Consider the following 26194-nt stretch of genomic DNA (forward strand, 5'->3'; position numbering starts at 1 on the left):
CGGGCATCCGACTGCCCGCCGCACCCCGGAAGGTGTGTCGCGACCTCAGCGCGCCGTCAGCGAGCCGATTCCCCCCGGCATCGGCACGACCACCGGCGGCAGTTGCTTGGGCTCACCGCGGCGCGGCGCCCCCTTGGCCGCCAGGTCCTCCTTGGAGGTGTCGACCCGGACGGCGGCGGCCGACTCCGGCAGTTCCTCGAACGGCTGGATGTCGCCGTGGCAGACGGTGCCCTTCTTCGGCAGCGTCAACCGCAGCAGGTACGCGTCGATGGCGCCGGTCGCACAGGCCGACGTGCCGTACGCGGAGTGGCCCCAGTTGTCGCTGGAGAGCAGGCGGCTGTTCGGCAGCAGCTTGGCCGTGGCGACGGCACCGTGGTAGCTGGTCGCCGGGTCCCAGTAGTTGCCGACGACCAGGACCGGGTTGACCGTCCGCCGGTTGAACGGGCCGGTGTAGCGGTCCTCGTCCCGCACCGTCCAGGTGTCGCGGGCACAGGGCGCGGAGATCCAGGACCAGTACCGGCCGAAGTACGGGTCACGCTTGTCGGCCCTGGCGGCCCGGGCCGCCCAGGAGGCGGCGTCCTTCGGGTGGTTCGCGTCGGTGCAGTCCACCCCGAGGAAGGTCTCCAGCCAGGTCTGGTACGGGAAGTCGTAGGTCCGGGCCTGCTGCCGAGCCTTCTCGGCCCGCTGGAGCAGCGAGGTACGTGCCTGCGTCCGCGACGCGTTCGCCGCCGACGGGTCGGCCAGCGTCAGCAGTTCCTGGATGAGGTAGACGATCTCGTAACCGTACGGATCATAAAGGTAGCGCGCGGTGATGCCGATGACGTCGGCGTAGGTGAAGGTGAGCTCACCCAGGTCCGGGTCCTCGATCACCACCGGCTTGGCCTTGAGCCGTTTGGTCAACAGCTCGAACTGGGCGGCCGGGTCACCGGAGGCCAGCGGGCAGACGTCCGCACCGGCCGCCTTGCAGCGCTTGAAGAGCTCGCGCAGCGCCTTGTACGCGCCCTGCGCGCTGCGCATCCGGTCCTCCTGGCCCAGGTTGCCGGAGGCGCCGGCACCGAACCACGCGGTCGCGTCGAGCACACCGTCGATCGCGACGGCCCGCACCCGGTCGGGGAACATGTTCGCGTAGTACTGCCCGAGCACGCTGCCGTAGCTGATGCCCAGATAGGACAGCTTCTTGTCGCCGACCGCCCGCCGCAGCACGTCCATGTCGCGGGCGACCTGAGCGGTCGACATCGCGCCGCTGAGCGGCTTGCCGGTGGTGGAGCAGGCCTTGCCGACCGCGATCGAGGAGGCCACGTACGCCTTCTCCTCGGCCTTCGTGTACGGGAAGGTGACGTTCAGCCCCTCGTACGCCCGGGTCTGGTCCTTGACCGACGTGAAACACCGGATCTGCTCGCTGGCGCCCACCCCGCGCGGGTCGACGCCGACGATGTCGAACCGGTCGAGCACCTCGTCGCCGAGGTAGTAGGGCGCGAACAGGGCGAAGTCGGTGCCCGGAGCGCCCGGACCGCCGGGGTTCACGAAGAGGCTGCCGATCTTGCGTTTCTGGTCCCGCGCCTTGATCCGCAGCACCGCGATCTCGGTCGTCTCGCCCCTCGGCTGGTCGTAGTCCAGCGGCAGGTCGACGGTGGCGCACTCGGCGTAGTCGTAGCACTCGTACCAGTCCAGCTTGGGCGTGGGCACGCGGTCGACCCGCAGCCGCTCCAGGGGACTGGTGCGGTGGGAGACCGTGGCGATGCCCGCGCCGATCGTGGTGGGTGCGGCGCTGGCGGGTACGACGACCGCCGCTCCGGCAAGGAGCGCGCCGACGAGCCCTGCGACGGCGAGATTCCGGATTGGTCGTGGCATGTGGACGCCTTCCGGTGGGATACGGGACACGTCGAGTCGGACTCGACCCCCGCCACTCTAGAGACGTTTGACGATGAACGCGGTCCAGTGAACAGCAACATGTCCGACAATGCAGGCGTCAAAGTCATGATTCCCGCATCCCGTAAGCTGGAGTTATCAGGTGTTTCGCAGGTGCTCGACCGGCTGCTGTTGACAGATCGGCAATCTCCGACATTCTGGACGCGTGAGACGCATCCCCGGACCTGACGCGCGCACCGTGGCAGTGGTCGCCGCACTCGGATCACTGTGGCTGCTGGTGGCACTGGCCGTCGAGCCACGGCAGGATCTGCTGGGGGTCGCGATGGCCCTGGGCTGCGTCCTGCTCGCCATCGTCACCGGGGTGGCGGTCACCGCCGCCCGGCAGGCCCGTCCGGCCGACCCGCCGCCGCCGACCCCACCGGTCCATCCGGCGGCCCAGGCACCCGGCATCGACGCGGACACCCTGGAGACGCTGGGCGACCGGGAGGCCGTCCGGGCGATGCGCGACCGCTACCGCCGCGACGCGAGCCACTGACCTCGCTCAGCCGCCGCCGGTGAGAGTGGGGGACGCCAGCCCGTCCAGACCTCGCCCGGCCAGGCAGCGGTAGGTGGTGTCGGTCTGCGCGTCGGCCGGCGGCAGCACCTCCAGATTCCACCCCGTGGGCTTGTCGATGCCGCTGACCAGGCGGAACGTCTCCGTGTTGCAGATCTTGCGAACGGCCGGATCCGCCACGATCTCGTCGTGGTCGGCGTCGAGCAGCGTGCGGGGCAACTCCCCCTCGGCGTAGCTCTCCCAGGTGTGCCGGGTGTCGCAGGGCACCTGGCTGGCCTCGGCCCGCTGGGCGCGTACCTGCACCGGGCCGAAGCACTCCAGCTCCTCCGCGCACCGGGCGCCCTCCGGCAGCGCCTCGGGCAGGGTGGCGCAGCCCGGACGGTGCACACCGGTGGTGATCGGCCGGGCCGGACCGGTGGGCTGACCTGACGAGAGTCCTCCGGCGGCCCAGGCGCCCACACCCGCCGAGGCGGCCAGCGCGATCACGCCGGTGGCGCCCAGGAACCAGCGCCGCCCCCGGCTGCGCTCGGTGGAGGTGCCGGCGGCTCCGGCGTCGGGTGGCGTACCCGGGCCCCGGAAGCCGCCGTGGTGTCCGCCGCCGAGCAGGCCGATCGGCGGGCTCGGTGGGCCGGAACCCTCCAGTTGCAGTCCGACCAGCATGTCGTGCAACTGCACGACGGAGGGCCGCTCCGCCGGATCGTTGGCCATTCCGGCGCGGAGCACGTCGACCAGCTCCTCCGGAATGCCGGGGATGCCGGGGATCGGCTGGTGGAACATCTCCAGCACGGTGACCAGGCTCGGGTTGCGTTCGGTCTGCCAGCGTGGCGGCCGGCCGTGCATCACCGCGTAGAGCGTGGCGCAGAGCGCGTAGACGTCCACCGCCGGTGAGGGCGGGCTGTGGCTGAACATCTCCGGCGGGGCGTACGCCGGGGTGAGCACCTCCAGGGCGACCGTGGCGTCGCGCATCTCGGCGACCACGGCCAGCCCGAAGTCGGCCAGCACCGCGGTGTTAAAGTGCGAATAGAGGATGTTGGCCGGCTTGACGTCGCGGTGCAGCACCCCGGCCGCGTGCGAGTGGGCGAGCGCGTCAGCGATCTTGATGCCGAGGTCCCGCGCCTCGGCGGCGCCCAACGGCGAGTTACGCATCCGTTCGGCGTACGACCCGTCGCAGAGCTCCATGATCAGGTAGGGGTGCTGGTCGATGGTGACCCCCACGTCGAACAGGTCGACCACGTGCGGGTGCGACGACATCCGACCGGCTGCCCGCGCCTCGCGCAGGAAGCGGGCCTGGTCCCGGTCGCTGGCCAGGGTGCGGTTCTCGACCTTGACCGCGACCTCGCGGTCCACCGAGATCTGGGTGGCCCGGTAGACGGTCGCGTAGCCTCCCCGGGCAAAGACCTGCAAATCAGTCAGACCAGGCACGATGGGCGTCGGCAGTGCGCCGGGCGGGGTGTCGGTCACGGTTCCGAAAATACCCAACTGGACCGGCGGCTCAGTGAACCGCATCGGCGGGCGACCGCTCCGGCGAGGTTTCCGCACTGCGCCGGGAGTCCCACCAGAGGCCGGCGGCGGTGGCCAGAGCGCCCACGCCCTCCCACGCCGCCACGCCGAAGAACCGGCCGGGCGCCACGTCGGCCAGCACCGCGAGGGTGAACACGGTGAACGTGACCAACCGGAACACCACGGTGAAGCGGTAGAACGCCCGCCACTCGGTGGCGGTGGCGAGCAGGTAGTAGACCCCCATGTTGAACGAGGCCATCGACGAGGCCGTCACGAACACGCCCGTGTAGTCGCCGGGCGCCCGGGTGGCCGGGATCTCGAAGCCGAGCATCCCGAGCATCACCTCCGGCCAGAGCAGCCCGACCGCGCCCATCACCAGCGCCAACACGCCGAACACCGCGATCGTCCAGCCGGCGACCGAGCGCGGCAGCCTCATCTGAGCCCTCCCCCTTGACGGCACGACCGCCCATGTTGACCGCCGCGTGCACCGTGCACGGTAGCGGTCGGTCCCGACAGACGACATCACCGGAACCGACAGAACCGGCCGGACCGCACCATGTCGACAGGCCGGTGGCTCGGCTCAGCGCGCGTCGCGCAACCGGGTGTACAGCGCCTCGGCGTCAGCGCGCTCGCTGCGCTGCTCGGTGGCGTACGACAGCCGGACCGCCTCCTCGGCGCTGGTCAACGCCTCCGCCGCACGGCCGCAGGCGGCCAGCGCCTCGGCGCGTACCCGGGCGGCGACCACCTGGCTGCGGACGTCCTCGGCCGGTGTGTTCGCCGCCCGGCGGGCCCAGTCCAACGCCTGCTCACACTGCCCGTGTGCGAGCAGTGCCGAGGCGTAACGCGCCATCGACTGCCGACGGGAGAACAATAGCGACGGCGAGGTGGCGGCGGCGGTGGCCACCGGGGCGAGCAGTCCGACCGCGGTGCCGGAGTCGCCGGCCGCCAGCCGGGCCGTCGCCAGCAGCACCCGGGGCCCCACCTGTGCGGGCGCCTGCGGGTTGTGCGGCTCCACACTGGTCAGCACCGTCCGCGCGTACCGCTCGGCGCCGTCCACGTCGCCCATGTCCAGCGCCACGAAGCCGCGCAGCGTGCCGGCCATGCCGGTGAGCAGCGGATGAGCCGTCCGGCCGGCGTACTCCAGCGCGTCGGTGAGCAGGTCGGCGGCGTGTTCCGGCTCGCCCAGGCCACGCGCCACCACACCCCGGACGACCAGCGCGAAACCCTGCCCCCACTCGTCGGAGGCGGCGGCGAACTCGCGGTACGCCCGCCGGGCCTCCCGGTCCGCGTCCAGCAGCTCGCCCAGCTCCGCGTTGGCGTACGCGTCGACCGCCCGCAGCGTGCCCACCGCCCACGCCTCGCCGACCCGCTCCCCGAACGGCAGGAAGATCCGGGCCAGCCGACGCGCCTCGCTCAGCCGACCCGCGAGCAGCCGGGCGAAGGCGGTGGTGCCCCGCAGCCACGCCCGCCCGTACGGGTCCTTGAGCTCGGCGAAGAGTCGGGCGGCGCGGCCGAGTACCGCGTCCGTACCCGAGAAGTCGCCCCGGGTGGTGGTCACCCAGGCCAGGTTCTGCAACGACCACGCCTGACCTCGACGGTCCTGCACCGCGAGGCTGACCTGGTAGGCGGCGGCCAACCGGCTGCTCGCCTCGCCGAGCCGGCCGGCCAGGAAGTCGGCCATGCCCAGCCGACGCATCGCCGACGCCCGCAGGCTCGGCAGGTCCGCGTCGGAGGCCACCTGCAACGCCTCCCGCCAGCAGGTCTCGGCCCGCCGCAGGTCACCCATCGCCTGTTGGGCCTGCCCGGCGAGCAGCAGCGCGCTGACCCGGGTGGTCGCCTGGTCCCCGGCGTTGGCGGCGATCTTCTCGGCCGACGCCAGCGCGTCGGCCACCCGGCCGACCTGGAGCAGCGCCCGCGCGTGCACCACCCGGTCGGAAGCCGGTACGCCGTCGACGCGGGCCAGTTCGGTGGCGCGTTCGGCGTACTCGACGGCGAGCGCCGGCTCGCCCTCGTGCAGGGCGCGTCGGGTGGCCCGGCCGAGCGCGGCGACGCCCAGCGGGGCGACCGCCCGGGCCGGGGCGTCCGGACGCAACGTGACCGCGTCGGCCAACGCGGTGGCCCGCTCGACGTGCTGCGCCACGAAGTCGTCCCGAACCGCCTCGGTGAAGCCGCTCGGACCGGCCGTGGTGCCGGTCGCGACCAGGTCGGGGCCGCCCAGGCCGCTGCTGACGCTGGCCGCCGGGCTCGCCCACCGGGCCAGCGCGGCGTGCCGCTCGGCCAACTCCGCCTTGCTGATCCCGGCGTACGCGGCCTCCCGCATCAGCGGGGTGGCGAAGGCGTACCCGGTGCGGGTGCGGTGCAGCATGCGGCGTTGCAGCAGCTCCTCCACGGCCCGGTCCAGTTCCAGCGCGGCCACCGCGGCCGGTCGGCCGTCGCGTCCGGCCCGCTGCTCGCGCAGCGCCTGCAACGCACCGTCGGGCACCGTGTCCCCGACCACCGCGGCGTCCCGCAGCACCGAACGGGCCTCGGCGGGCAGCGCGTCGATCCGGGCCGCGAGCACGGCCGCGAGGTCGCGGGAGAGCAGCCGACTGCCGAGCGAGCCGGGCGCCAGCCGCCAGTCGTTGCGCGCCCCGGCGGTCAGCGCGCCGCGCTCCATCAGCAGGGTCACCAGCTCGGCCAGATAGAACGGATTGCCCTGGGCGGTGGCGAGCAGCCGGTCGGCGTCGGCCTGCGTCAGTCGCCCGCCACCGAGATAGCTGGTGAGCAGGCGGGACGCGTCGGCGCCGCGCAGCGGCGGCAACGGCTGCACCTCGGCGTCCGCGACCCGGGCCAGGGTGCCCGCGGTACGCACCAGCTCGGGCCGCCCGAGCAGCAGCACCAGGACCGGCCCGTCGAGCCGGGACAGGGTGACCTCCAGCGCGCCGATGGTCTCCGCGGTGGCGTCGTGCAGGTCGTCGACCACCACCATCAGCGGCGCCTCCTCGGCGAGCGCGCTGAGCAGGTCGGCCACCGCGTTGGGCACCGCCTCGGCGTCGGGTGGCGGTTGGGTGCCGGTCCACTCGCTCTGGTCGGTGTGGGCGGCGGCGGGCAGTTCGGCGTACCCGAGCAGGGCCAGCAACTGGTCGACGGCGACCGGGGCGGGCGCGGTGCGGGAGCGGCTGAGGCGCTGCCCGAGTCGGCGCAGCCGCTCCTCGACGGCGGCCCGGGTGACTGCGGTGGCCGTGTCGTTGGGCAGGCCGGTGGCGGCGCGTACCAGGTCGGCCAGGGGTGCCAGCCGACGGCGCTCGCCGAACGCGGCGCAGCGTACCGAGAGCACTCGGGCGCCGGTGTGCGCCGCGTACCGTCCGGCACCCACGTCGTAGCCGGCGGCCAGGCGCTCCACCTCGGCGGCGAACCGGGACTTGCCGATACCCGCCTCGGCGGTCATCAGCAGCACCCGGGTCTCGCCCCGGTCGATCACCTCGGCCAGCCGACCGGCGACCCGGCCGATCTCGGTCTCCCGGCCCACGAAGGGCGCCTCGTCGCCGAGGCCGGAGCGGGTGCCCGGCGCGTCCAGCAGGCCGAGCAGCTCGTACGCCTCGACCGGCTCGCGCTTGCCCTTGAGCCGCAACGGTCGCAGCGCCCGCCAACTGGCGACGTGCCGGGTGGCCGCCGCGGTCCGTGCCCCGGCGTAGACCGCGCCGACGGCGGCGGCGTCGGCCAGCCGCGCGGCGGTGTTCACGGTGTCGCCGATGACGGTGTACTCGATGGCGGCCTGGATGCCGGCGATCACGTCACCGGTGTTCAGCCCGACGCGCAGTCCCAGCGGCGCGCCGCCGCCACGCTCGTCGTCGAGCACCCGGCGGACCGCCCGCTGCATGGACAGGGCGGCCCGGACGGCGCGTTCGGCGTCGTCCTCGTGCGCGACCGGAGCGCCGAAGACCGCCATGATGCCGTCACCGGTGAGCTTGTCGACGTGCCCGCCGAAGGTCTTCACCGCACCGGCGAGGGCGGCCAGCACCCGGTCGGTGACCGCGCCGACGCGTTCCGGGTCGAGGTCCTCGGACCAGGAGGTGAAGTCGGAGAGGTCGCCGAAGAGCACGGTGACCACCCGACGCTCGGCGGCGGGCAGGGTGGCGGCGGCCGGCAGCGCCGCGCCGCAGTTGTGGCAGAACCGGGCGCCGGGCACCGCGACGGTTCCGCACACCGGGCAGGTCACGGTCGGTCCAACCTCGCGGCGTCACCTTCGGATTCCCGGCCCAGGTATTCGAGTTGGGCGCGCACGGACCACTCCGCCGCCCACCACAGCGACCGGTCCACGTCGGCGTACACCACGGCGACCACCTCGGCCGGGGTCCGCGCCCCGCCGTCGCGCGCCGCCCGGACCTGGTCCAGCCGGGCCCGCCGGTGGGCCAGGTAGAAGTCGGCGGCGGCACCGCAGTCGGCCAGTGCCGGCCCGTGGCCCGGCAACGCCGGAATCCCCCGGTACGTCGCGAGCAGCTCCAGGCTGGCCAGGTAGTCACCGAGGTGGCCGTCCGGGTGGGCGACCACGGTGGTGCCCCGGCCCAGGATGGTGTCGCCGGTCAGCACCACCTGCCGGCCGCCGTGTTCGACCAGGAAACAGACCGAGTCGGCGGTGTGCCCGGGGGTGGGTACGAGCCGGATGTCCAGCCCGTGCCCGTCCACGTCACCGGCGGCGTCGAGCGCCGCTCCGCCGAGACTGTGCGCCGGGTCGGCGGCGCGCACCGGTGCCCCGCCGAGCAGGTCACGCAGGCGCGGCGAGCCCTCGGTGTGGTCCGGATGCCCGTGGGTGATCAGCACCAGGCCGACCGGTCCCCACTCCGCTATCGCGGCCAGGTGTGCCTCGTCGGCCGGCCCCGGATCGACCACCACCCCGAACTCCGCGCCCGGTGCGCGCAGCAGCCAGGTGTTGGTGCCGTCCAGCGTCATCGGCCCCGGGTTGGGTGCCCGCAGCAGCGTCACCCATTCCGGCAGCTCGCTGGCGAGGGCGGTCACCGCCCCCGTCACATGCCCTCCCATGGCTGCGATCGTACGACCCCGGGCACGCACCTCCGCGATCTTGCGGTTCCGCTCCCCGATTCGCCCTCGTTAGGGGCCTTCGTCCGGGCGGAACCGCAAGATCACGGTGACGTCGGGTCAGGCGACCTCGACGATGACCTCGACCTCGACCGGCGCGTCGAGCGGCAACTCGGCCACGCCCACGGCCGACCGGGCGTGCCGACCGGCCTCACCGAACACCGCGCCGAACAGGTCGGACGCGCCGTTGATGACACCGGGCTGACCGGTGAAGCCGGGCGCGCTCGCCACGAAACCGGTCAACTTGACGATCTTGACGACGTTCTCCAGGCCGACCAGCGCGTCGATCGCGGCGAGCGCGTTGAGGGCGCACCGCTCGGCGAGCTGCTTGGCCTGGTCGGCGGAGACACCGGCGCCGACCTTGCCGGTGGCCAGCAGCTTGCCCTCGGCCATCGGGAGCTGCCCGGAGACGTACACGTGCTGGCCGGACTGCACCGCCGGGACGTAGCTCGCCACCGGCGGCACCACCTCCGGCAACTCCAGCCCGAGTTCCGCCAACTTTGCGTGCGGTCCGTTGCTCACGGCCTCACGCCTTCGGGCGCTTGAGGTAGGCGACGAGCTGCTCCGGGTTCGGCCCGGGTACGACGGAGACCAGTTCCCAGCCGTCCTCACCCCAGTTGTCGAGGATCTGCTTGGTCGCGTGGACCAGCAGCGGGACCGTGGCGTATTCCCACTTCTGCATCGGTGGAGAGCTCCCTCGGTGGCATGGACACTTCGGGGCACAGCCTACGGTCCGCCGGCCGGTCAGGACGCGGGACGCTGCTCCGAGGTCGGCCACTGCTCTGCGGCGGGACGCTGCTCGGGGGCGATCGACACGTCCCCGCAGAGGCCCTTGTGGTCGTACGGCTGGGGGCACCGGCTGCGGTCGGGCAGCAGCAGGTCGCAGAAGACCTGGTGCCGGTTGTTCTGGTCGTCGGCGGTCGACACCTCGGTCTCCCCCGCGTCCAGCTCGGGCAGGAAGTTCAGCGAGGTCGCCACCCGGGCGGCCAGCGCGGTCGCGGCGGCCAGGTCGGCCACCCGGACGGGCAGGTGGATGACGTAGCCGGGAACCTCGTCGTCCCGCCCGCCGTCCGGCTCGACCATGCCGACCGGGTCGGCGGTACGCCGGTACGACCGCTCGTTGACCGGCAGCCGGCCGGCGGAGTCGCCGCCGGCCGTCCGGCTGCCCCGCCGGCCCCCTGCGGAGAACTGGGCTCGGGGGGTGTTGTCGATGTCGCGCATGCACTGCCTCCGGGCGTCGTACCTGGTCACGGCGCCGCCGGCCGGTCCGGCACCGCTGCGGCCAGCCCAGTCAGGGCGTGCCGGAGCGACGGTAGGGCCGCCGTGGCGGTCCCCTCAACAGGACGCGCACGCCCATCGGCCTTTCGTCACATTTGCGACACCTGACCAGCAGGAAACTGATCGCGCCGCCCGCACAGGTGACACCGGGACCCCCGCACCCCACCGATGGACCGCTACCCTTCCCGTCTGGACGGGCGCCCGGCCCGGCCGCCCCATCCCACGCCCGTCGCCGTCGCGCGGCGGTGCGCCGCACCCGGGGGTACGCGATGACCCAGCCACCCGCTGGCGGCCCGACCGGCCCCACCGACCCGCTGCCGGCCGGCCCACCGGTCGCCCCCTCCTCGCCGGCCGGTCCGGGACCGGCTGCGGCGTCGCCCGGCGGCTATCCGCCGTACCCGCCGCCGACCGCGCCGTCCCGCAGACGGGGCGGTGCCCTGGTGGCCTCGATCGCCCTCGCCGTGGTGCTGCTGCTCTGTGCCGGCGGCGGTGTGGTGGCGTTCCTGACCGTGCGCAACGCCGAGTCCGGCGAGGGCGCCCAGGATCCGTCGGTCGCGGTCGACGACTTCCTCACCGCGGTCTACCAGGAGCGGGACGCGGCCAAGGCGGCCCGGCTGGTCTGCACCGGCGCACGCGACCAGGACAAGATCCGGGCGAAGGTCGCCGAGGTCGAGCAGTACGTGGCGGCGCACCAGACCCCCCGGTTCCGCTGGGACACCCCGAAGGTGGACAACGAGACCGGGGACCGGGCCACCGTCACCACCACCGTGACGGTGACCACCGCCGACGAGAAGATCGCCGACCAGGACCTGCGCTTCACGGTGATCCGGAAGAGCGGCTGGTGGGTCTGCGAGGTCGCCTGAGCCGACCGGCTGGATAGGCTCGGCCGGTGGGAGCAGCGCAGCGCCCGGCGGACCGGGCCGGTACGGAGTGGCCCGCCCGGCTGCACGTGGTGACCGGCAAGGGCGGTACGGGCAAGACCAGCGTGGCCGCCGCCCTGGCCCTGGCCCTGGCCGCCGGTGGGCGGCGCACCCTGCTGGTCGAGGTGGAGGGGCGTCAGGGCATCGCCCAGCTCTTCGGCACCGACCCGCTGCCGTACGCGGAGCGCCACCTGGCCGACGCGGCGGACGGCGGCGAGGTGTGGGCACTCGCGGTGGACGCCGAGGAGGCGCTGCTGGAGTACCTGGACATGTTCTACAAGCTGGGCGCCGCCGGGCGGGCCCTACGCAAGCTCGGCGCGATCGACTTCGCCACCACCATCGCCCCCGGCCTGCGCGACGTGCTGCTCACCGGCAAGGTCAAGGAGGCCACCACCCGCAGGGTGGAGCAACGGCGGGTGTACGACGCGGTGGTGCTGGACGCCCCGCCGACCGGCCGGATCGCCCGCTTCCTGAACGTGACCGCGGAGACCGCCCGGCTGGCCAAGGTCGGCCCGATCAAGACCCAGAGCGAGGGGGTCTCGGTGCTGCTGCGGTCGCCGATGACCGCGGTGCACGTGGTGACGCTGTTGGAGGAGATGCCGGTCCAGGAGACCGTCGACGCCATCGCCGAGCTGGCCTCGCTCGGGTTCGGGGTGGGCCGGGTGATCGTCAACGGGACCCGGCCGCCGTTGCCGGCGGGACGCATGGTCACCGAGGCGGAGCTTGCGCGGGGGCTGCGCGCCGCCGGGTTGCCCGCCGACCGGCGGACCCTCTCCGGGCTGCGCGACGAGGCACGGGACCAGGCCGTCCGCCGGGAGTTGGAGGACTCGCTCCGCGCCGACCTGGCGGAACTCGACGTGCCCCTGGTGGAGCTGCCGCTGCTGCCCGACGGGGTGGACCGCGCCGGCCTGGACGTGCTCGCCGCCGCCCTGGTGAAGGGCGATTGACTCACACCTGACCTCGGCCCGCCGCGCGGACCGGGTCGGGCCGATACGCTCGAATGGTGCCTTCCGACAACGCCGCGCCGCCGCTGGACGTCGACCGGATCCTGGCCGATCCCGGCGTACGGATCGTGGTCTGCTGCGGTGCGGGCGGGGTGGGTAAGACGACCACGGCCGCCGCGCTCGCGCTCCGTGCGGCCGAGCGACACGGTCGCCGTACGGTGGTGCTCACCATCGACCCGGCTCGGCGACTGGCACAGTCGCTCGGCCTGACCGAGCTGGACAACACGCCCCGACAGGTCAAGGGGATCGACGTCGAGGACAGCGGCGGCGAGTTGCACGCCATGATGCTCGACATGAAGCGCACCTTCGACGACGTGGTGCTCGCGCACACCGACCCGACGAAGGCGTCCGAGATCTTTGCCAACCCCTTCTACCAGGCGATGAGTTCCACCTTCGCCGGTACGCAGGAGTACATGGCGATGGAGAAGCTGGGTCAGTTGCACGCGCGCGGCGACTGGGACCTGATCGTGGTGGACACTCCGCCGTCGCGGTCGGCGTTGGACTTCCTGGACGCGCCGGCACGGCTGTCCCGGTTCCTCGACGGGCGGATGCTGCGGCTCCTGCTGGCCCCGGCACGGACCGGCGGGCGCAGCATGTTCAGCCTGGTCACCGCCTCGTTCGGAATGTTCTCCCGGGTGGTCCAGAAGATCCTCGGCGCGCAGTTGCTGACGGACCTGTCCGGCTTCGTGGCCGCGCTCGACTCGATGTTCGGCGGGTTCCGGCAGCGGGCGGAGCAGACGTACCGCATCCTCCAGGCGAGTGAGACGGCATTCCTGCTGGTCGCGGCCCCGGAGCCGGACGCGGTCCGGGAGGCCGCCTACTTCGCCGGGCGGCTGCGGGAGGAGAACATGCCGCTGGCCGGTCTGGTGCTCAACCGGGTGCACCGTCCGGCCGACACCGGGTTGGACGCGTCGGCCAGCCGGGCCGCCGCCGACCGGCTGGCCTCGACCGGGGGCCACGAGGGCGTCGTCGAGGTGTTGCGCGCCCACGCGGCCCTGGCCGAGCAGGCGGTACGCGAGCAGCGGGTCGCGGCGCGGTTCACCGAGGCGTTCCCGCAGGTGCCGGCCGTGTCAGTGACGGCACAGCCCGCCGACGTGCACGACGTCGACGGGCTGCGGACGATCGGGGCGGCGATCGGCCGCTCCTGACCGCGCCGGTCAGGTGGTGGCGAGAATCTTGTCCTTGCCGGCCTTGTCCTTGGCGTTCTTCTTCATCGCCGCCTCGAACATCTTGCGCCAACTCGTCACCTGCGGGTGCCGGCGCAGCAACGCCCGGCGTTCGCGTTCGGTCATGCCACCCCAGACACCGAACTCGATCCGGTTGTCCAACGCGTCGGCCAGGCACTCGTAGCGGACTGGGCAACTCCGGCAGATCCGCTTGGCCACGTTCTGTTCGGCGCCCTGTACGAACAACGCGTCCGGGTCCCCGTTCTGACACGCCGCCAACGACGGCCAGTCAGTGATCATGCCCATCTGTACTCGTCCCCCCTTGCAGTACTACCGACGCCGTCGCGGGCCAGCCGGCAATTCCCCCCGGTCATCCGGCACGCCTTACCCCAAGGCGGCACAGACGACATGTGGCGCTGTCGCCGCAACCATCATGCTCTGTAGTCACCCGATTACGCAACGTTGTCGGCTAAATCCATCATTCCGGACACTCCCGACCTCTCGGGCTCGGGACCCCCGCTTACCCCGCCGGAGTCCGCGAAAACGCTGCGCGGCACCCGGTAGGCGGAGGAAACTCGGCACGGATCACAGGCAACCAGATCGCCGGTGCCACGCGTCTAGCACAACGAGGACGGCGCGCGCAGGAAATGGGGAAAGATGCCCAAGCGCCCCTCGTTACCTGTTCGCGTACCCTGTCGAGGTGACCTGGATGCGGAAGCGTGACCACAACATCCTGACCAACGCCGCATCGCTGCTCATCTGTGGGTTGTTGGCCGGCGTGGTGGTCGCCGCAGCGGCATTTCCCGCAGTGGCGATGTCTGGCCTGGCCGCCAAGGCCGGCGCGGAGACCTTCGGCGCACTGCCGAAGGAACTGACGGTGTCCCGCGCCCCCCAGATCAGCTATCTGCTCGCGGCTGACAAGAAGACACCGCTGGCCACGATGTACGACGAGAACCGGCGGGACATCACGTTCGCCGACATCGGCGAGAACATGCGCAACGCGATCATCGCGGCCGAGGACCACGACTTCTACAACCACAACGGAGTCGACCTCAACGGCGTCGCCCGTGCCTTCGTCAATAACAGCGCCGCCGGCAACGACCGGCAGGGCGCCTCGACGCTGACCATGCAGTACGTCCGGATGGGCATCGCGTACTCGGCGACGCACCCGGCCGACGTGGTCGCCGCGACGGAGGACACCAGCGCCCGCAAGCTGCGCGAGATGAACTACGCGTTGCAGATCGAGAAGACGCTCAGCAAGGACGAGATCCTCACGAGCTACCTCAACCTCGCCGCGTTCGGCAACGGCGCGTACGGCGTCTACGCCGCCAGCCAGGTCTACTTCAACAAGCCGCCGAAGGACCTGACGGTCGACGAGGCCGCCATGCTGGCCGGTCTGGTCAAGGCGCCGACCTCGTTCGACCCGACCACCAAGAGCGGTTACCCGCAGGCGGTCGCCCGGCGCGACTACGTGATCGACAACATGGTCAAGACCGGCGCCGTCAGCCAGGAGGACGCCGACAAGGCCAAGGCCGTCAAGCTGGTGGTCAAGGGCAAGCGGGCGCCGAACGGCTGCGTGGCCACCAAGAAGAACGCCTGGGGCTTCTTCTGCGACTTCTTCTACCGCTGGTGGATGTCGCAGGAGACGTTCGGCTCGACCACGTACGACCGGGAGCGGCTCCTCAAGAGCGGCGGCTACACGATCGTCACCACGCTCGACACGCAGGCCCAGGACGGTGCCGACAAGGCGGTCCGCAAGGCCAAGTCGGTGAAGTCCAAGGAAGCCGCGATGATCGCGGTGGTCGAGCCCGGCACCGGCCGGGTCCGGGCCCTCTCGGTGAACCGCAACTTCAAGCTGGACAACCCGAACAAGCCGAAGAACCTGCCGCACAGCGAACCCAAGCAACGCGACAACGGCAAGCGCGGTAACTATCCGAACACGGTCAACCCGCTGCTGACCGGCGGTGACGGGATCACCGGCTACCAGGCCGGCTCCGTCTTCAAGCTCTACACGATCGTGGCCGCCCTGGAGAAGGGCATCCCGCTCGACTACACCATCAACGCCCCGCAGCAGTTCAAGTCCGAGTACATCATCAGCCCCAGCAGCCCGGCTGCCTGCGAGGGCACGCACTTCTACTGCCCGACGAACTCGAACAAACAGCCCGGCGGCGTGAAGAACATGTGGAGCGCCTTCTCCGCCTCGACCAACACGTACTTCGTCCCGCTGCAACAGCAGGTGGGTGCGGCGAACGTGGTGGACGTGGCCAAGCGCCTGGGCATCGAGTTCCGGGAGCGTGAGGACGCGGACCTCGCTCGCACCAAGGAGTCGGCGAACCAGTGGGGCGCCTTCACCCTGGGAGTCTCGCAGGTCACCCCGCTGGAGTTGGCCAACTCCTACGCCACGCTGGCCGCCGACGGCAAGTACTGCGAGCCGATCCCGGTGCAGGAGATCCGCGATCTGGACGGCAACAAGCTGGACGTGGCGAACCCGCGCTGCGAGAAGCGGATCAGCACGGACGTGGCCCGGGCGGCCGTGGACGCGGCCCGCTGCCCGGTCGGCGACAACTCCCCCACCACCAAGTGCGGTGGCAGCCGGACGTCGCCGCAGACCAAGGCCCTCGTCAACGCGCCGGTGGCCGGCAAGTCCGGCACCACCGACGGTGAGAAGAGCGCTTCCCTGGTCGCCATGACCAAGCAGTACGCGGTGGCCGGCATCATGGCCGACCCGGACTGGCCGCAGACCAACGTCAAGATGAAGCACAACCAGGCGGACGGCATCAACCCGCCGGTCAACGAGACGCTGCGGGACGCCATGAAGGGCAAGAAGAGGATCAACTTCGACCCGCCGGGCCGGAAGTTGTCCGAGGGCGAGCAGCGCACCATCCCCGGCGTGAAGTGCACCTCCATCGACCAGGCCAGGTCCCGCGTCTCCGGTGCCGGATTCCAGGCGATCGTCTCCAGCGCCCGGGTCACCTCGGAATGCCCGGCCGGCACCGCCGCCGGCACCAGCCCCGAGGGCCGCACCATCAAGAACGGCATCGTGACGATCCTGGTCAGCTCCGGTGGTGGCGGCAACAACGACGCCGGCAACGGCAACGGCGGACCGGGCGGGCCGGGCGGACCGCCGAGCAACCCGGGTCGCCCCCCGGACCGACCGGGCGGCTGACCGCCGGTCGAACCGAACCGCACGTGAACGGGCGGGCACCCCTGGAGAGGGATGCCCGCCCGTTCTGTGTCGGCGTGGTCGGCGGCCCGGCGGGTACCCGTCGGTGCAGGGTCAGAGGCCGAGCTGTCGGCGTACCTCGGCGGCGACCCGACCACCCTCGGCCCGACCGGCCACCGCAGCCTGGGCCGCCTTCATGGCCGGGCCCATCTGCGCCTTGCCGGTGAACCCGCCTGCGGCGAGCGCCCCCGTGACCAGCTCGGTCAGCTCGACGTCGGAGAGCTGCTTCGGCAGGTAACGCTCCAACACCTCGCCCTCGGCGGTCTCCTTGGCGGCCTGCTCGGCGCGACCCGCGTCGGCGAAGGCGGTGGCGGCCTCGCGGCGCTTCTTCGCCTCCTTGGTCAGCACACCCAGCACCTCGTCGTCGCTGAGCTCCCGCTTGGCCTTGCCGGAGACCTCAGCCGTGCCGACGGCGGCCAGGGCCATCCGCAGGGTGGAGGTGGTCAGCTCGTCGCGGGCCTTGAGGGCGGCGCGCATGTCGGCGGTGAGGCGGTCCTTCAGCGTGCTCATGGTCGCCCAAACTACCCTGATCGGCATGCGAAAGCGCACACTATTCCGGCTCGCGACCGCCACCGTCGCGACGGGCGCCGCCGCCCTGGCGTACGCGTCCCTCGTCGAGCGCAACATGTTCACCCTCCGGCGCTTCGACGTCCCGGTGCTGCCGACCGGCACCGAGCCGCTGCGCGTCCTGCACCTCTCCGACCTGCACATGACACCCAACCAGGTACGCAAGCAGAACTGGGTGGCCTCGCTGGCCGCCCTCGACCCCGACCTGGTCGTGGTCACCGGTGACAACATGGCCCACCCGGGGGCGGTGCCGGGCGTCCTGCGGGCGCTGCAGCCGCTGCTCGACTACCCGGGCGCCTTCGTCTTCGGCTCCAACGACTACACCGGCCCGGTGCTGAAGAACCCGTTCAGCTACTTCCTGCCCGACCGGGAGTACACCGAGGGCGTCGAGCTGCCCTACGAGGAGCTGCGTGACGTCTTCACCGGGGCCGGCTGGACCGACCTGAACAACCGACGGGTCACGCTCAAGGCCGGCGGCCGGGCGATCGACATGGCGGGTGTGGACGACCCGCACATCGAACGCGACGACTACCCCTCCGTGTCCGGCCCGGTCTCCGCCTCGGCGGACCTCTCCATCGCCCTGACCCACTCCCCCGAACCGGCGCTGCTCGACGAGATGGCCGCCGACGGTTTCGGGTTGCTGCTCGCCGGTCACACCCACGGCGGCCAGGTGTGCGTACCGGGAGTGGGCGCGCTGGTGACCAACTGCGGGCTGCCCCGGTCGATGGCCAAGGGCCTGCACCGCTGGCCCGGCTCCGACTCCTGGCTGCACGTCTCCGCCGGCCTCGGCACCCACCCGACCGCCCCGGTCCGGTTCGCCTGCCCGCCCGAGGCCAGCTTGCTCACCCTGATCCCCCGCTGAACTCCCGCCCCGGGGGTACCGAGTTTGACCCCCGGGGCGGGTGGGCTAGTATTTGTCCGCACGCCTCGGGGTGTGGCGCAGCTTGGTAGCGCGCTTCGTTCGGGACGAAGAGGTCGTCGGTTCGAATCCGGCCACCCCGACAGATGTGAGGCCCTGACCGGCATTCTCGCCGGTCAGGGCCTCACTCTTGTGCGCAGCGGGTCCGGCGCGTACCGCCGGCCGCCGGTCGGATAGTGGCCCACATCATTCGGCCGAACGGTCCGGGCGTCGCCGGACCCACGTCGACCGCGCGTCCCATCCCCCGAGAACGGGGATGGTGCACTACAGTCCGAGGACACCCGAAAGGCCGCCTGACCTCACTCGACACGGCCGCCAGCACAATCGGGGCACCTCGTTTCGAACACAAATACCTACGCGCAAAGTCGCTGAGATCAGTTCAATGTTTGCTGGTTCGGTAATCCTCCACTCAACCCAGGATAAACCAGACAGGCAATAATTCCCGCGGTCGACCCTTTTTCCTCCACCACTGAGCGTGTTACCGTACTCACGCAACAACGGCCGTAGATGGGTTGGGGCCCCGGCTGATAATTCTCAATGGGGGGAACAGTGCGTTGTCCAAGCTCGGCGCGCTCCGAGTTGACCCCGCAGATGCTTGTTTACGATGATTTCGACCAACGCGGCCAGGCGCGCTGGATGTCCTATGTGATGCATTTTCACCGCGTGGACTACCGCTCCCCGGTCATCAATACGGATCGTCTCGGTTTTCGCCTTTCGCACGGCGCGGACGACCATGCGTCGGCGGGCGGGAAGCCGGCCGACGGTCCGATCCGGCTGGTGGCCGGCAGTTCCATGGCGATGGGTATCGGAGCCACCTGCGATCAGGCGACGCTCGCCTCGCGACTGTGGACCACCCACGCACCGGCGCTGCCCTGGTTGAACTTCGCGGGCCGCAGCCATTCCTCCGCCCAGGAGCTGTTGCTCTTCCTCTTCTATCGGCACCTGCTGCCGCCGGTGGAGGAGATCGTCATCGTGTCCGGGCTCAACAACCTGGCCCTGGCGCGCCTGCCCGCCGCCCAGCGCGGCGACGACGGCGCGTTCTTCAACTGTGGCGACTTCTTCGGCCAGATGGACAAGCTCAAGTCCCAGTACCGGACGCATCCCTTCGGCTCCGGCGCCTCACCGACCGGCGGCGACGAACCGGTTCGCCCGCTGGAGGTCCGCATCGCGGACGCGGCTGCGCTGACCGTGCGGCATCTGGAGTCGTGGCAGCAGCTCGCCGCCGCCACCGACACCAGGATCACGTTCGTGCTCCAGCCGCTGGCCACCTGGGTACGCGAGACGGCCGCACCGCAGGAGAAGCGGCTCTTCGACGAGCTGGACAAGATCTCGAACTTCTGGGAACTGTTCGGTGACATCGCCACCAGGGATTCGGTCCGCAGATATGCGGAGCTGTTGCAACTGGGTTGCGAAAAGATCGACGTCAGGTTCCTGGACATCAATCCCCTCCTCGCGACCAGCGTCAAGGACGACAGCTGGCTGTTTGTCAACCGAGCCCACATGACCGACCACGGGTTAGACCTGGTGGCCCGACTGTTGGCCGAACAGTTGAATTTCTCGTCCTAGGGCCGACGCCGGCCCGTCTCAGGTGAGGGCAGAAGAATGAACGTGGTGCGCAGAATTCTTAACAAGATTTTCGGCCGCAAGAAGAAGCCGAAGAACGACGCCTCGATCTACCCGATGTTCTAGCTTCCCGAGACGACGACACCTTCCCCGTCGCGACAAGTGGCATGTTTGTCGCGCGGACCCTCCGTGCCGTCCAGATTCCGTCCGAACATTTGATTACCACATTGTTTCGGGATAGCAGACACGGATAGAGCCAGGAGCTGGCAGTGTCAACGAAAGAAGTCGTTCCGTCGGGTCGGCAGGTGGTCCGACCGCTTGATCAGCAGACCCGGTCCCGCGAGTTGTTCGTCATCGCGGTCGACCCCGAGACCTCCTTTCCGGGCGACCCGTTCGTCGCGCGGCTGCGGTCGGAGATCGACGACACCGCCGACCGTGAGTCGCTGCCGGCAGCACTGGACGGGCTGCGGGACGAGGCGGTCCGCTGGTCGACCGCCGAGTCTCGCCGGTTCGAGGAGTTGGGCTCCACGGCCACGGCTCCGCCGGCCACGGAGTCCCTGGTCCGCCGCACCGCGCTCGCGGCCGCACCACTCGCGCTACGGTCCGGGGCCTGGTTGCAGTGGCAGAGTGCGCCGGGAAACGCGGACGACGCGACGACGTTGCGCATCCTGACCCTGTACGCCTCCGACGTCGGTGTCGGTCGGCCGCAGGACTCACGCGGCAGCGTGTACCTGGCCCTGCTCCGTCACCTGCACCTGTCCGAGCACGCGGTGCCGGTGGCCCGGCTGGTGCACGACCCCCGGGTGGCCGACCACCACTTCTGTCTGCCCGCGACCCTGCTGGCCATGAGCCGGAGACCGGCTGAGTTCCGCCCCGAGATCATCGGCGCCGACCTGTGTCTGCGTACGGTCGGACTGCTGCCCGCTCTGCGGTTGGTGCGTCAGGCGCATCCGCAGCTCGTGGAGTGGAGTGCGATCGATCCGTCCGCTGCCCGGGACGGTGAGACGCGGACCGGGCTGGAGCTGTGCCTGGACGTCGTCGAGCACGGTTTCGACGACGCGGAGCTGGCCCGGGTGACCGACGGTTTCCGGTGGGCGTTCACCGTGCTGAGGCGGTGGAGCACGAGTCTTCTCGCCGAGTTGGAGGAGGCCCTCGACCCGGCGTACGAGATGGCCGAGTTGCTCCGCCACCGGGCGCGGGAGGGCGCCGTCTACCACCGGGACTTCACGGTGGCGGACCGGCCGCTGTCGAGCTGGTTGGAGGAGGCCCGGACGGATCCGCGCGGGTTGCTGGCCGAGCTGGCCGCCAGCCGCCTGGTCAAACCGGGCCGCTCCGCGCAGAGTCCGCTGGTCAACGGTCTCGTCGGGGAACGGGGCCCGATGTTCCGGGTGTTCTCCCCGGCCGACCTGGTCGTCATCCGCCGCTGGATCGACTCGCTCCCCAGCGGGCAGCCGGAGCGGGCTCGCCCCGGGCCGGTCCACGAGGGGCGGACGGTCTCCCCGGAGCTGCTGGCCTCGGTCACGGTCGTCGCGGGCGGTCCGGCCGCGGGCGACCGGGAGCCGGCGGACGTCCGGGAGGCGTACCACCTGCTCCAGCAGCGGACGGACACCCCGGCCGTCCGTCGGTTCGCGGTCGACTACGTGCGGGGCTGGCTCGCACGGTCCCGGCACAACATGGCGACCGACCCGCAGCGGCTGCCCGACGTGTGGGGCCGGGAGGGCCTGCGCCCCTGGCTCGTCGAGCAGCACGACCGGCAGGGGCGTGACTTCGAGGAGTCGGCCGGCGCGCCGATGCCGACGCGAGAGGATCTCGTCGACTCCACCGTGCAGTTGGCCCCGTTGACGTTGATCGACGGTGCCTGGCTCCAGGGGTTCACCGACTACGAACACGCGGCGTCGGAGCAGGGCTACTTCCTGTTCGAGACCTACTGGGACGAGCTCGGCAACGGCGTACCACGGATGAACCACCCGTTGATCTATCGGGAGGTGCTCGCCGAGATGGACGTCCACGTGCCGCCGACGGCGTCGCGGGAGTTCGCCGAGTGGGACGGGTTCCGGGACGGGTCCTTCGAGCTTCCGGTGTACTGGCTCAGCATCGGACGCTTCCCGCGTACGTTCATGCCGGAGATCCTCGGGCTGAACCTGGCCATGGAGCTGTCCGGCGTCGGCGGGACGTACCGGCGGGCCCGCCAGGCGCTGAAGAGCTACGGCTTCTCCACGAAGTTCGTGGACATCCACAACACGATCGACAACGTCGCCACCGGGCATTCCGCCTGGGCCGCCGACGCCGTCGACACCTATCTCGCCTCGCTGCCGGTGTCGCACGGCGCGCAGGCGATCACCGAGGTCTGGGACCGGGTACGCACCGGGTTCCGCTCGCTCAACCCACCGACCGGTCTGCTGGCCCGACGGGCGTTTCGCCGCGCCCGCAAGGCCAGCAGGTCACTCGCCGCCATCTGACCGTCCACCCACCCACACCCACGATCGAGGGGAACGCCAGTGGGAAAGCTGGTTCTGGGGTTGTCCGCCTACTACCACGACAGCGCGGCGGTGCTGGTGCGGGACGGCACGCCCATCGCGGCCGCCCAGGAGGAGCGGTTCACCCGCAAGCGCCACGACCCGGCCTTCCCGGCCGAGGCCGTCAGGTACTGCCTGGCCGAGGGCGGCGTCACGCTGAGCGACGTGGACGCCGTCGCCTACTACGAGGACCCGGAGCTGAAGTTCGGCCGGGTGCTGACGAGCTTCGCCGGCTCGGCACCGTTCTCGCTGGAGGCGTTCACCAGGGTCCTGCCCGAGTGGATGTCCTGGAAGCGCGACACCATCGGCGAGGTACGCCGGTCGTTGGCGGCGCTGGGGTCGGCCGAGGTCCCGGAGATCAGCGTACGCCGGCACCACGAGTCACACGCGGCCTCCGCGTTCCTGCCCAGCCCGTACGAGTCGGCGGCGGTGCTCTGCATCGACGGCGTCGGCGAGTGGGCGACCACCACCCTGTGGCACGGTCGGGGCAGCGAGCTGCGCCAGGTGGCGGAGATCCGGTACCCGCACTCGTTGGGCATGCTCTACTCGGCCTTCACCTACTTCTGCGGGTTCAAGGTCGACTCGGGCGAGTACAAGCTCATGGGGCTGGCCCCGTACGGTGTACCGCGCTACGCGGACGTGATCCGGCAGCACCTGATCGACGTCAAGGACGACGGTTCGTTCCGGCTGAACATGCGCAACTTCGAGTTCCTGCGCGGTCGCGTGATGACCGGCCGTGGGTTCGAGCGGTTGTTCGGTGGCCCCCGGCGCGAGCCGGAGAGCCCGCTGACCGAGCGCGAGTTCGACCTGGCCGCCTCGGTGCAGTTGGTGACCGAGGAGGTGGTGACCCGGCTGGCGCGGACCGCCCGCGAGCTGACCGGGGAGACCAACCTGTGTCTGGCCGGCGGTGTGGCGTTGAACTGCGTGGCGAACGGCAAGGTCGTCCGGGAGCGTCTCTTCGACTCGGTGTGGGTGCAGCCGGCCGCCGGTGACGCCGGGGGCGCGTTGGGTGCCGCTCTGATGGTCGCGACGGAGTCGGGCGCGCCCCGCGCGCACCTCGCCGAGGGCGGCGACGGGATGTCCTCCGCCCTGCTCGGTCCCGCGTTCGACGACGAGGAGATCGCCCGTTTCCTGGACGACCTGGGTGTGCCGTACACCCGGTTGGCCGAGGACGCCATCGCCAAACACGTGGCGGAGGAGTTGGCCACCGGCAAGATCGTCGGCTGGTTCCAGGGTCGGATGGAGTTCGGGCCCCGGGCTCTGGGCGCCAGGTCGATCATCGGTGACCCGCGTGACGTCGACATGCAGTCGACGATGAACTTGAAGATCAAGTTCCGGGAGTCGTTCCGACCGTTCGCGCCCTCGGTCCTGGCCGAGGACGTCGAGGAGTACTTCGACCTGGCCCAGGAGAGCCCGTACATGCTGATCGTGGCGCCGGTCGCCGGGCGGCAACGCCGGGCGGTGTCGGAGTCGGCGACGGCCACCGGGCTGGACCGGCTCAAGGTGCACCGGTCGACGATTCCGGCAGTGACCCACGTGGACCATTCGGCGCGGGTACAGACGGTCACGGCCCGGTCAAATCCGGCCTATCACCGGCTGTTGACCTCGTTCAAGCAGATCACCGGCTGCCCGGTGTTGGTGAACACCTCGTTCAACGTCCGGGGTGAGCCGATCGTGGCCACTCCGCGCGACGCCTACCAGTGCTTCATGCGCACCAACATCGACCTGCTCGCGATGGGCAACTTCCTCCTGCACAAGGCCGACCAGCCCGCCTGGCGGGAGCAGGGCGACTGGCGCGACGAGATCGCCCTGGACTGACCGACCGCTTCCGCACCGACGAGGGTTGATCATGAAACTTCTGTGGATCCTGGCCTATCTTCTGATATTCGTTCCGGTTGGTATATTCTTCCGGGTGTTTCGCGATCCGCTGCGCAGAAAGCTGCAGCCGGAGCTGAACACCTACTGGGATTTCCACGAACGGCCGCTGTGATTTCGGCTGCCCATTATCCGAAGCAGGAGAAAAGACGTGATCGACGTCAACGCAGGGCTGGGCATCGCCGCCGTCGCCCTGGCAATGGTGCTCACCCCCGGGCCGAACATGATCTATCTGGTGTCCCGGTCGATCACCCAGGGCCGCCCGGCCGGCCTGGTCTCCCTGCTCGGGGTCGCCGTCGGGTTCTTCGTCTACCTGCTTGCCGCGGTGACCGGCGTCTCGGCGGTGTTCGCGCTGGTGCCCGCGCTCTACACGGCGATCAAGATCGCGGGTGCGTGCTACCTGCTGTGGCTGGCGTGGAACGCCCTCAAGCCCGGTGGCCAGTCCGCCTTCGCGCCCAAGGACCTGCCCGTCGACGGGCCCCGGAAGCTGTTCACGATGGGCCTGATGACCAATCTGCTCAACCCCAAGATCGCAGTGCTGTACGTGTCGCTCCTCCCGCAGTTCGTCGACCCGGCCAAGGGCGACATCGCGGCACAGAGCCTTTCCCTGGGGCTGATCCAGATCACGGTGGCACTGACCGTCAACTGCCTCATCGTGCTCACCGCGGGTTCGGTAGCCGCCTTCCTCGCCCGGAAGCCGGCCTGGCTGCGGGCACAGCGCTACATGATGGGCACCGTTCTGATCGGTCTCGCGGCGAGCATGGCATTCGACCGGACGGAGGCATCGGTACCGCAATAGTCGATTCCGGCAACGTCGGGCAATTACTGCGTGCCGCCGAGCGACTTCCTGACTACGTGAACGGTGGCGAACTCGCCGCCTATTCGAATCGTGGGATCGACGGAAAGGCGAGGAGTACGTCCCGATGAAGCCGCACATTCTGATCATTCACCGTTGGCGCGATCACTATGCGGGGTACGCGGAATACCTCGATCACGACCTGCACCACGTCACGTACGTCTGCACCGAACTGGCCACGGCCGCTGTACCCGCGTCGGCTGCGGCCGTGGCGCTCGTCGCCGCTACCGACCGCCTGGACCTGGTGAGCGCCGCCGCCGACGGACTGATCGCGCGATTCGGCGTCCCCGAACGGATCGTCGCCCTCAACGAGGGCGACCTGGACACGGCGGCCGAGCTGCGGGCCCGCCTGGCGGTGGCCGGTGACCAGCCCGACCGGCTGGCCCGGTTCCGCGACAAGCTGGTGATGGCGCAGACCGTCGTACGCGGCGGCGTCGCCATCCCCACGTTCGCCGACGCACCGGACAAGCAGGCCGTCGTGCGGTTCGCGGACTCCCACGGCTGGCCGCTGATCGTCAAACCTCGCCGGGGCACGGCCAGCCGTGACGTGCTGCGGCTGAACTCGGTCGACGACCTGGCCGCGCTCGACCGGCTGCCGCCCGAACCCCGGATGGTGCAGACCTTCTGCCCGGACCAGGTCTTCCACATCGACGGCCTGTGGACCGGCACCGAGCTTGGTCCCTGGCGGGCGTCGCGCTACGTCAACACCTGCATGGAGTTCGCCGCCGGGGACGTGCTCGGTTCGGTGGAGGTGGACGACGCCGACCTGCTCGGTCCGCTCGGTGGGTTCCTCGCCGACGCCTGCGCCGCCTTCGGTGACGCACCGTGGGTGTTCCACATGGAGGCGTTCGTCGGCACCGAGGCCGACGGCACCGTCCGGATCAACTTCCTGGAAGCGGGCTCCCGGGTGGGTGGCGCCGAGATCCCGTTCGTCTGGCGCGAGGTGCACGGCGTGGACCTGATGGAAGCGGCGATCCACATCCAGCTCGGCCGCAGCCCGATCGTGCGGCAGATCAGCGACCAGCGGGTCGGCGGTTGGCTGCTGGTGCCGACGCCGGTGCCCGCGCCCTGCCGGATCACCGTCGCGGAACTCGACCTGCCGGTGTCCGAGTGGCCCTACGCCCGGGTGATCCCGGCCGTCGGCACCGAGATCCCCAAGGCCGGCGGCTACGAGCACGTCGGCGCACGGTTCCGGTTCTCCGGGGCAGCCACCGACGACGTGGAGAAGGCCATCCGGCGTACGGCGGGCCAGCTCTGGTTGGAGTGCGTGCCCAGCCGGTCGGACCTGCCGTCGGCACGCTGACGCCAC

The 26194-nt window shown here is 70.9% G+C and carries 22 protein-coding genes and 1 tRNA gene; 13 read left to right on the forward strand and 10 right to left on the reverse strand.

Annotated elements, in window-relative coordinates; all coding sequences use genetic code 11:
- Positions 1-45: 45 nt before the first annotated feature.
- Positions 46-1851 carry an alpha/beta hydrolase gene (locus tag ACWDVW_RS17770; protein WP_449949902.1) on the reverse strand — a complete coding sequence of 602 codons (1806 nt, stop codon included), beginning with the start codon at positions 1849-1851 and terminating at the stop codon, positions 46-48.
- Between the two features lie 223 nt (positions 1852-2074).
- On the opposite strand from ACWDVW_RS17770, the gene ACWDVW_RS17775 reads away from it, so the two are divergent.
- On the forward strand, positions 2075-2404 hold the full coding sequence (locus ACWDVW_RS17775; protein WP_449949904.1) for a hypothetical protein: 330 nt from the start codon (positions 2075-2077) through the stop codon (positions 2402-2404).
- Positions 2405-2410: 6 nt separating this feature from the next.
- On the opposite strand, the gene ACWDVW_RS17780 is transcribed toward ACWDVW_RS17775, so the two are convergent.
- The 7 genes from ACWDVW_RS17780 to ACWDVW_RS17810 all read right to left on the reverse strand — a co-directional run bounded on the left by ACWDVW_RS17780 (position 2411) and on the right by ACWDVW_RS17810 (position 10219).
- Complete coding sequence (locus ACWDVW_RS17780; RefSeq protein WP_449949907.1) at positions 2411-3883, reverse strand: serine/threonine-protein kinase; 1473 nt, start codon at positions 3881-3883, stop codon at positions 2411-2413.
- 31 nt (positions 3884-3914) lie between these two features.
- Complete coding sequence (locus ACWDVW_RS17785; RefSeq protein WP_449949910.1) at positions 3915-4358, reverse strand: hypothetical protein; 444 nt, start codon at positions 4356-4358, stop codon at positions 3915-3917.
- Between the two features lie 144 nt (positions 4359-4502).
- Complete coding sequence (locus ACWDVW_RS17790; RefSeq protein ID WP_449949912.1) at positions 4503-8120, reverse strand: adenylate/guanylate cyclase domain-containing protein; 3618 nt, start codon at positions 8118-8120, stop codon at positions 4503-4505.
- Complete coding sequence (locus ACWDVW_RS17795) at positions 8117-8941, reverse strand: MBL fold metallo-hydrolase (RefSeq protein WP_449949915.1); 825 nt, start codon at positions 8939-8941, stop codon at positions 8117-8119. The genes ACWDVW_RS17790 and ACWDVW_RS17795 overlap by 4 nt, the downstream gene beginning before the upstream one ends.
- 117 nt (positions 8942-9058) lie before the next feature.
- Positions 9059-9520: a RidA family protein gene (locus ACWDVW_RS17800; RefSeq protein WP_449949917.1), complete on the reverse strand. Its 462-nt coding sequence runs from the start codon at positions 9518-9520 to the stop codon at positions 9059-9061.
- 4 nt (positions 9521-9524) lie between these two features.
- Positions 9525-9680 carry a DUF4177 domain-containing protein gene (locus ACWDVW_RS17805; protein ID WP_013736319.1) on the reverse strand — a complete coding sequence of 52 codons (156 nt, stop codon included), beginning with the start codon at positions 9678-9680 and terminating at the stop codon, positions 9525-9527.
- Between the two features lie 62 nt (positions 9681-9742).
- The gene (locus tag ACWDVW_RS17810; RefSeq protein WP_449949921.1) at positions 9743-10219 is read right to left on the reverse strand and encodes a hypothetical protein; all 477 of its coding nucleotides are present in this window, start codon (positions 10217-10219) and stop codon (positions 9743-9745) included.
- Between the two features lie 326 nt (positions 10220-10545).
- Here ACWDVW_RS17810 and ACWDVW_RS17815 point away from each other — a divergent pair, with 326 nt between their 5' ends.
- The 3 genes from ACWDVW_RS17815 to ACWDVW_RS17825 are packed head-to-tail and all read left to right on the forward strand — an operon-like array spanning position 10546 to position 13348.
- A complete protein-coding gene (locus ACWDVW_RS17815) occupies positions 10546-11139 on the forward strand; it encodes an Rv0361 family membrane protein (protein WP_449949924.1) in 594 nt (197 codons plus the stop codon).
- Between the two features lie 26 nt (positions 11140-11165).
- A complete protein-coding gene (locus ACWDVW_RS17820; protein WP_449949926.1) occupies positions 11166-12143 on the forward strand; it encodes an ArsA-related P-loop ATPase in 978 nt (325 codons plus the stop codon).
- A 53-nt stretch (positions 12144-12196) separates the two neighbouring features.
- Positions 12197-13348, forward strand: a complete 1152-nt coding sequence (locus ACWDVW_RS17825; protein ID WP_449949929.1) for an ArsA family ATPase — start codon at positions 12197-12199, stop codon at positions 13346-13348.
- 9 nt (positions 13349-13357) lie between these two features.
- Here the strand turns inward: ACWDVW_RS17825 and ACWDVW_RS17830 are convergent, their stop codons facing one another.
- Positions 13358-13672, reverse strand: a complete 315-nt coding sequence (locus ACWDVW_RS17830) for a WhiB family transcriptional regulator (RefSeq protein ID WP_350698672.1) — start codon at positions 13670-13672, stop codon at positions 13358-13360.
- 403 nt (positions 13673-14075) lie between these two features.
- On the opposite strand from ACWDVW_RS17830, the gene ACWDVW_RS17835 reads away from it, so the two are divergent.
- Positions 14076-16532 carry a penicillin-binding protein gene (locus ACWDVW_RS17835; protein ID WP_449949933.1) on the forward strand — a complete coding sequence of 819 codons (2457 nt, stop codon included), beginning with the start codon at positions 14076-14078 and terminating at the stop codon, positions 16530-16532.
- Positions 16533-16643: 111 nt separating this feature from the next.
- On the opposite strand, the gene ACWDVW_RS17840 is transcribed toward ACWDVW_RS17835, so the two are convergent.
- Positions 16644-17099: a GatB/YqeY domain-containing protein gene (locus ACWDVW_RS17840; protein ID WP_449949936.1), complete on the reverse strand. Its 456-nt coding sequence runs from the start codon at positions 17097-17099 to the stop codon at positions 16644-16646.
- Between the two features lie 25 nt (positions 17100-17124).
- On the opposite strand from ACWDVW_RS17840, the gene ACWDVW_RS17845 reads away from it, so the two are divergent.
- From ACWDVW_RS17845 to ACWDVW_RS17880, 8 genes are all read left to right on the forward strand, one after another.
- The gene (locus ACWDVW_RS17845) at positions 17125-18018 is read left to right on the forward strand and encodes a metallophosphoesterase (protein ID WP_449949938.1); all 894 of its coding nucleotides are present in this window, start codon (positions 17125-17127) and stop codon (positions 18016-18018) included.
- A 66-nt stretch (positions 18019-18084) separates the two neighbouring features.
- Positions 18085-18158, forward strand: a tRNA-Pro gene (locus ACWDVW_RS17850).
- A gap of 508 nt (positions 18159-18666) precedes the next feature.
- Positions 18667-19641 (forward strand): Inducer of phenazine A, encoded by a 975-nt coding sequence (locus tag ACWDVW_RS17855; RefSeq protein ID WP_449949941.1) that lies wholly within the window; start codon positions 18667-18669, stop codon positions 19639-19641.
- 302 nt (positions 19642-19943) lie between these two features.
- The gene (locus ACWDVW_RS17860) at positions 19944-22097 is read left to right on the forward strand and encodes an iron-containing redox enzyme family protein (protein ID WP_449949944.1); all 2154 of its coding nucleotides are present in this window, start codon (positions 19944-19946) and stop codon (positions 22095-22097) included.
- Between the two features lie 39 nt (positions 22098-22136).
- Complete coding sequence (locus tag ACWDVW_RS17865; RefSeq protein WP_449949947.1) at positions 22137-23972, forward strand: carbamoyltransferase family protein; 1836 nt, start codon at positions 22137-22139, stop codon at positions 23970-23972.
- A 31-nt stretch (positions 23973-24003) separates the two neighbouring features.
- Positions 24004-24144, forward strand: a complete 141-nt coding sequence (locus tag ACWDVW_RS17870; protein WP_350698685.1) for a hypothetical protein — start codon at positions 24004-24006, stop codon at positions 24142-24144.
- Positions 24145-24180: 36 nt separating this feature from the next.
- On the forward strand, positions 24181-24828 hold the full coding sequence (locus ACWDVW_RS17875; protein WP_396751483.1) for a LysE family translocator: 648 nt from the start codon (positions 24181-24183) through the stop codon (positions 24826-24828).
- 124 nt (positions 24829-24952) lie between these two features.
- Positions 24953-26188 carry an ATP-grasp domain-containing protein gene (locus ACWDVW_RS17880; protein ID WP_449949952.1) on the forward strand — a complete coding sequence of 412 codons (1236 nt, stop codon included), beginning with the start codon at positions 24953-24955 and terminating at the stop codon, positions 26186-26188.
- Positions 26189-26194 lie beyond the last annotated feature (6 nt).

This window comes from Micromonospora sp. NPDC003241, assembly GCF_053589795.1.

Coding starts and splice junctions, on each gene's coding strand:
- ACWDVW_RS17830 (WP_350698672.1), bottom strand. CDS start 13,672: ATGGGCATGATCACTGACTGGCCGTCGTTGGCGGCGTGTCAGAACGGG.
- ACWDVW_RS17835 (WP_449949933.1), top strand. CDS start 14,076: ATGCGGAAGCGTGACCACAACATCCTGACCAACGCCGCATCGCTGCTC.
- ACWDVW_RS17785 (WP_449949910.1), bottom strand. CDS start 4,358: ATGAGGCTGCCGCGCTCGGTCGCCGGCTGGACGATCGCGGTGTTCGGC.
- ACWDVW_RS17770 (WP_449949902.1), bottom strand. CDS start 1,851: ATGCCACGACCAATCCGGAATCTCGCCGTCGCAGGGCTCGTCGGCGCG.
- ACWDVW_RS17840 (WP_449949936.1), bottom strand. CDS start 17,099: ATGAGCACGCTGAAGGACCGCCTCACCGCCGACATGCGCGCCGCCCTC.
- ACWDVW_RS17795 (WP_449949915.1), bottom strand. CDS start 8,941: ATGGGAGGGCATGTGACGGGGGCGGTGACCGCCCTCGCCAGCGAGCTG.
- ACWDVW_RS17810 (WP_449949921.1), bottom strand. CDS start 10,219: ATGCGCGACATCGACAACACCCCCCGAGCCCAGTTCTCCGCAGGGGGC.
- ACWDVW_RS17825 (WP_449949929.1), top strand. CDS start 12,197: ATGGTGCCTTCCGACAACGCCGCGCCGCCGCTGGACGTCGACCGGATC.
- ACWDVW_RS17815 (WP_449949924.1), top strand. CDS start 10,546: ATGACCCAGCCACCCGCTGGCGGCCCGACCGGCCCCACCGACCCGCTG.
- ACWDVW_RS17870 (WP_350698685.1), top strand. CDS start 24,004: ATGAAACTTCTGTGGATCCTGGCCTATCTTCTGATATTCGTTCCGGTT.
- ACWDVW_RS17845 (WP_449949938.1), top strand. CDS start 17,125: ATGCGAAAGCGCACACTATTCCGGCTCGCGACCGCCACCGTCGCGACG.
- ACWDVW_RS17855 (WP_449949941.1), top strand. CDS start 18,667: ATGCTTGTTTACGATGATTTCGACCAACGCGGCCAGGCGCGCTGGATG.
- ACWDVW_RS17880 (WP_449949952.1), top strand. CDS start 24,953: ATGAAGCCGCACATTCTGATCATTCACCGTTGGCGCGATCACTATGCG.
- ACWDVW_RS17805 (WP_013736319.1), bottom strand. CDS start 9,680: ATGCAGAAGTGGGAATACGCCACGGTCCCGCTGCTGGTCCACGCGACC.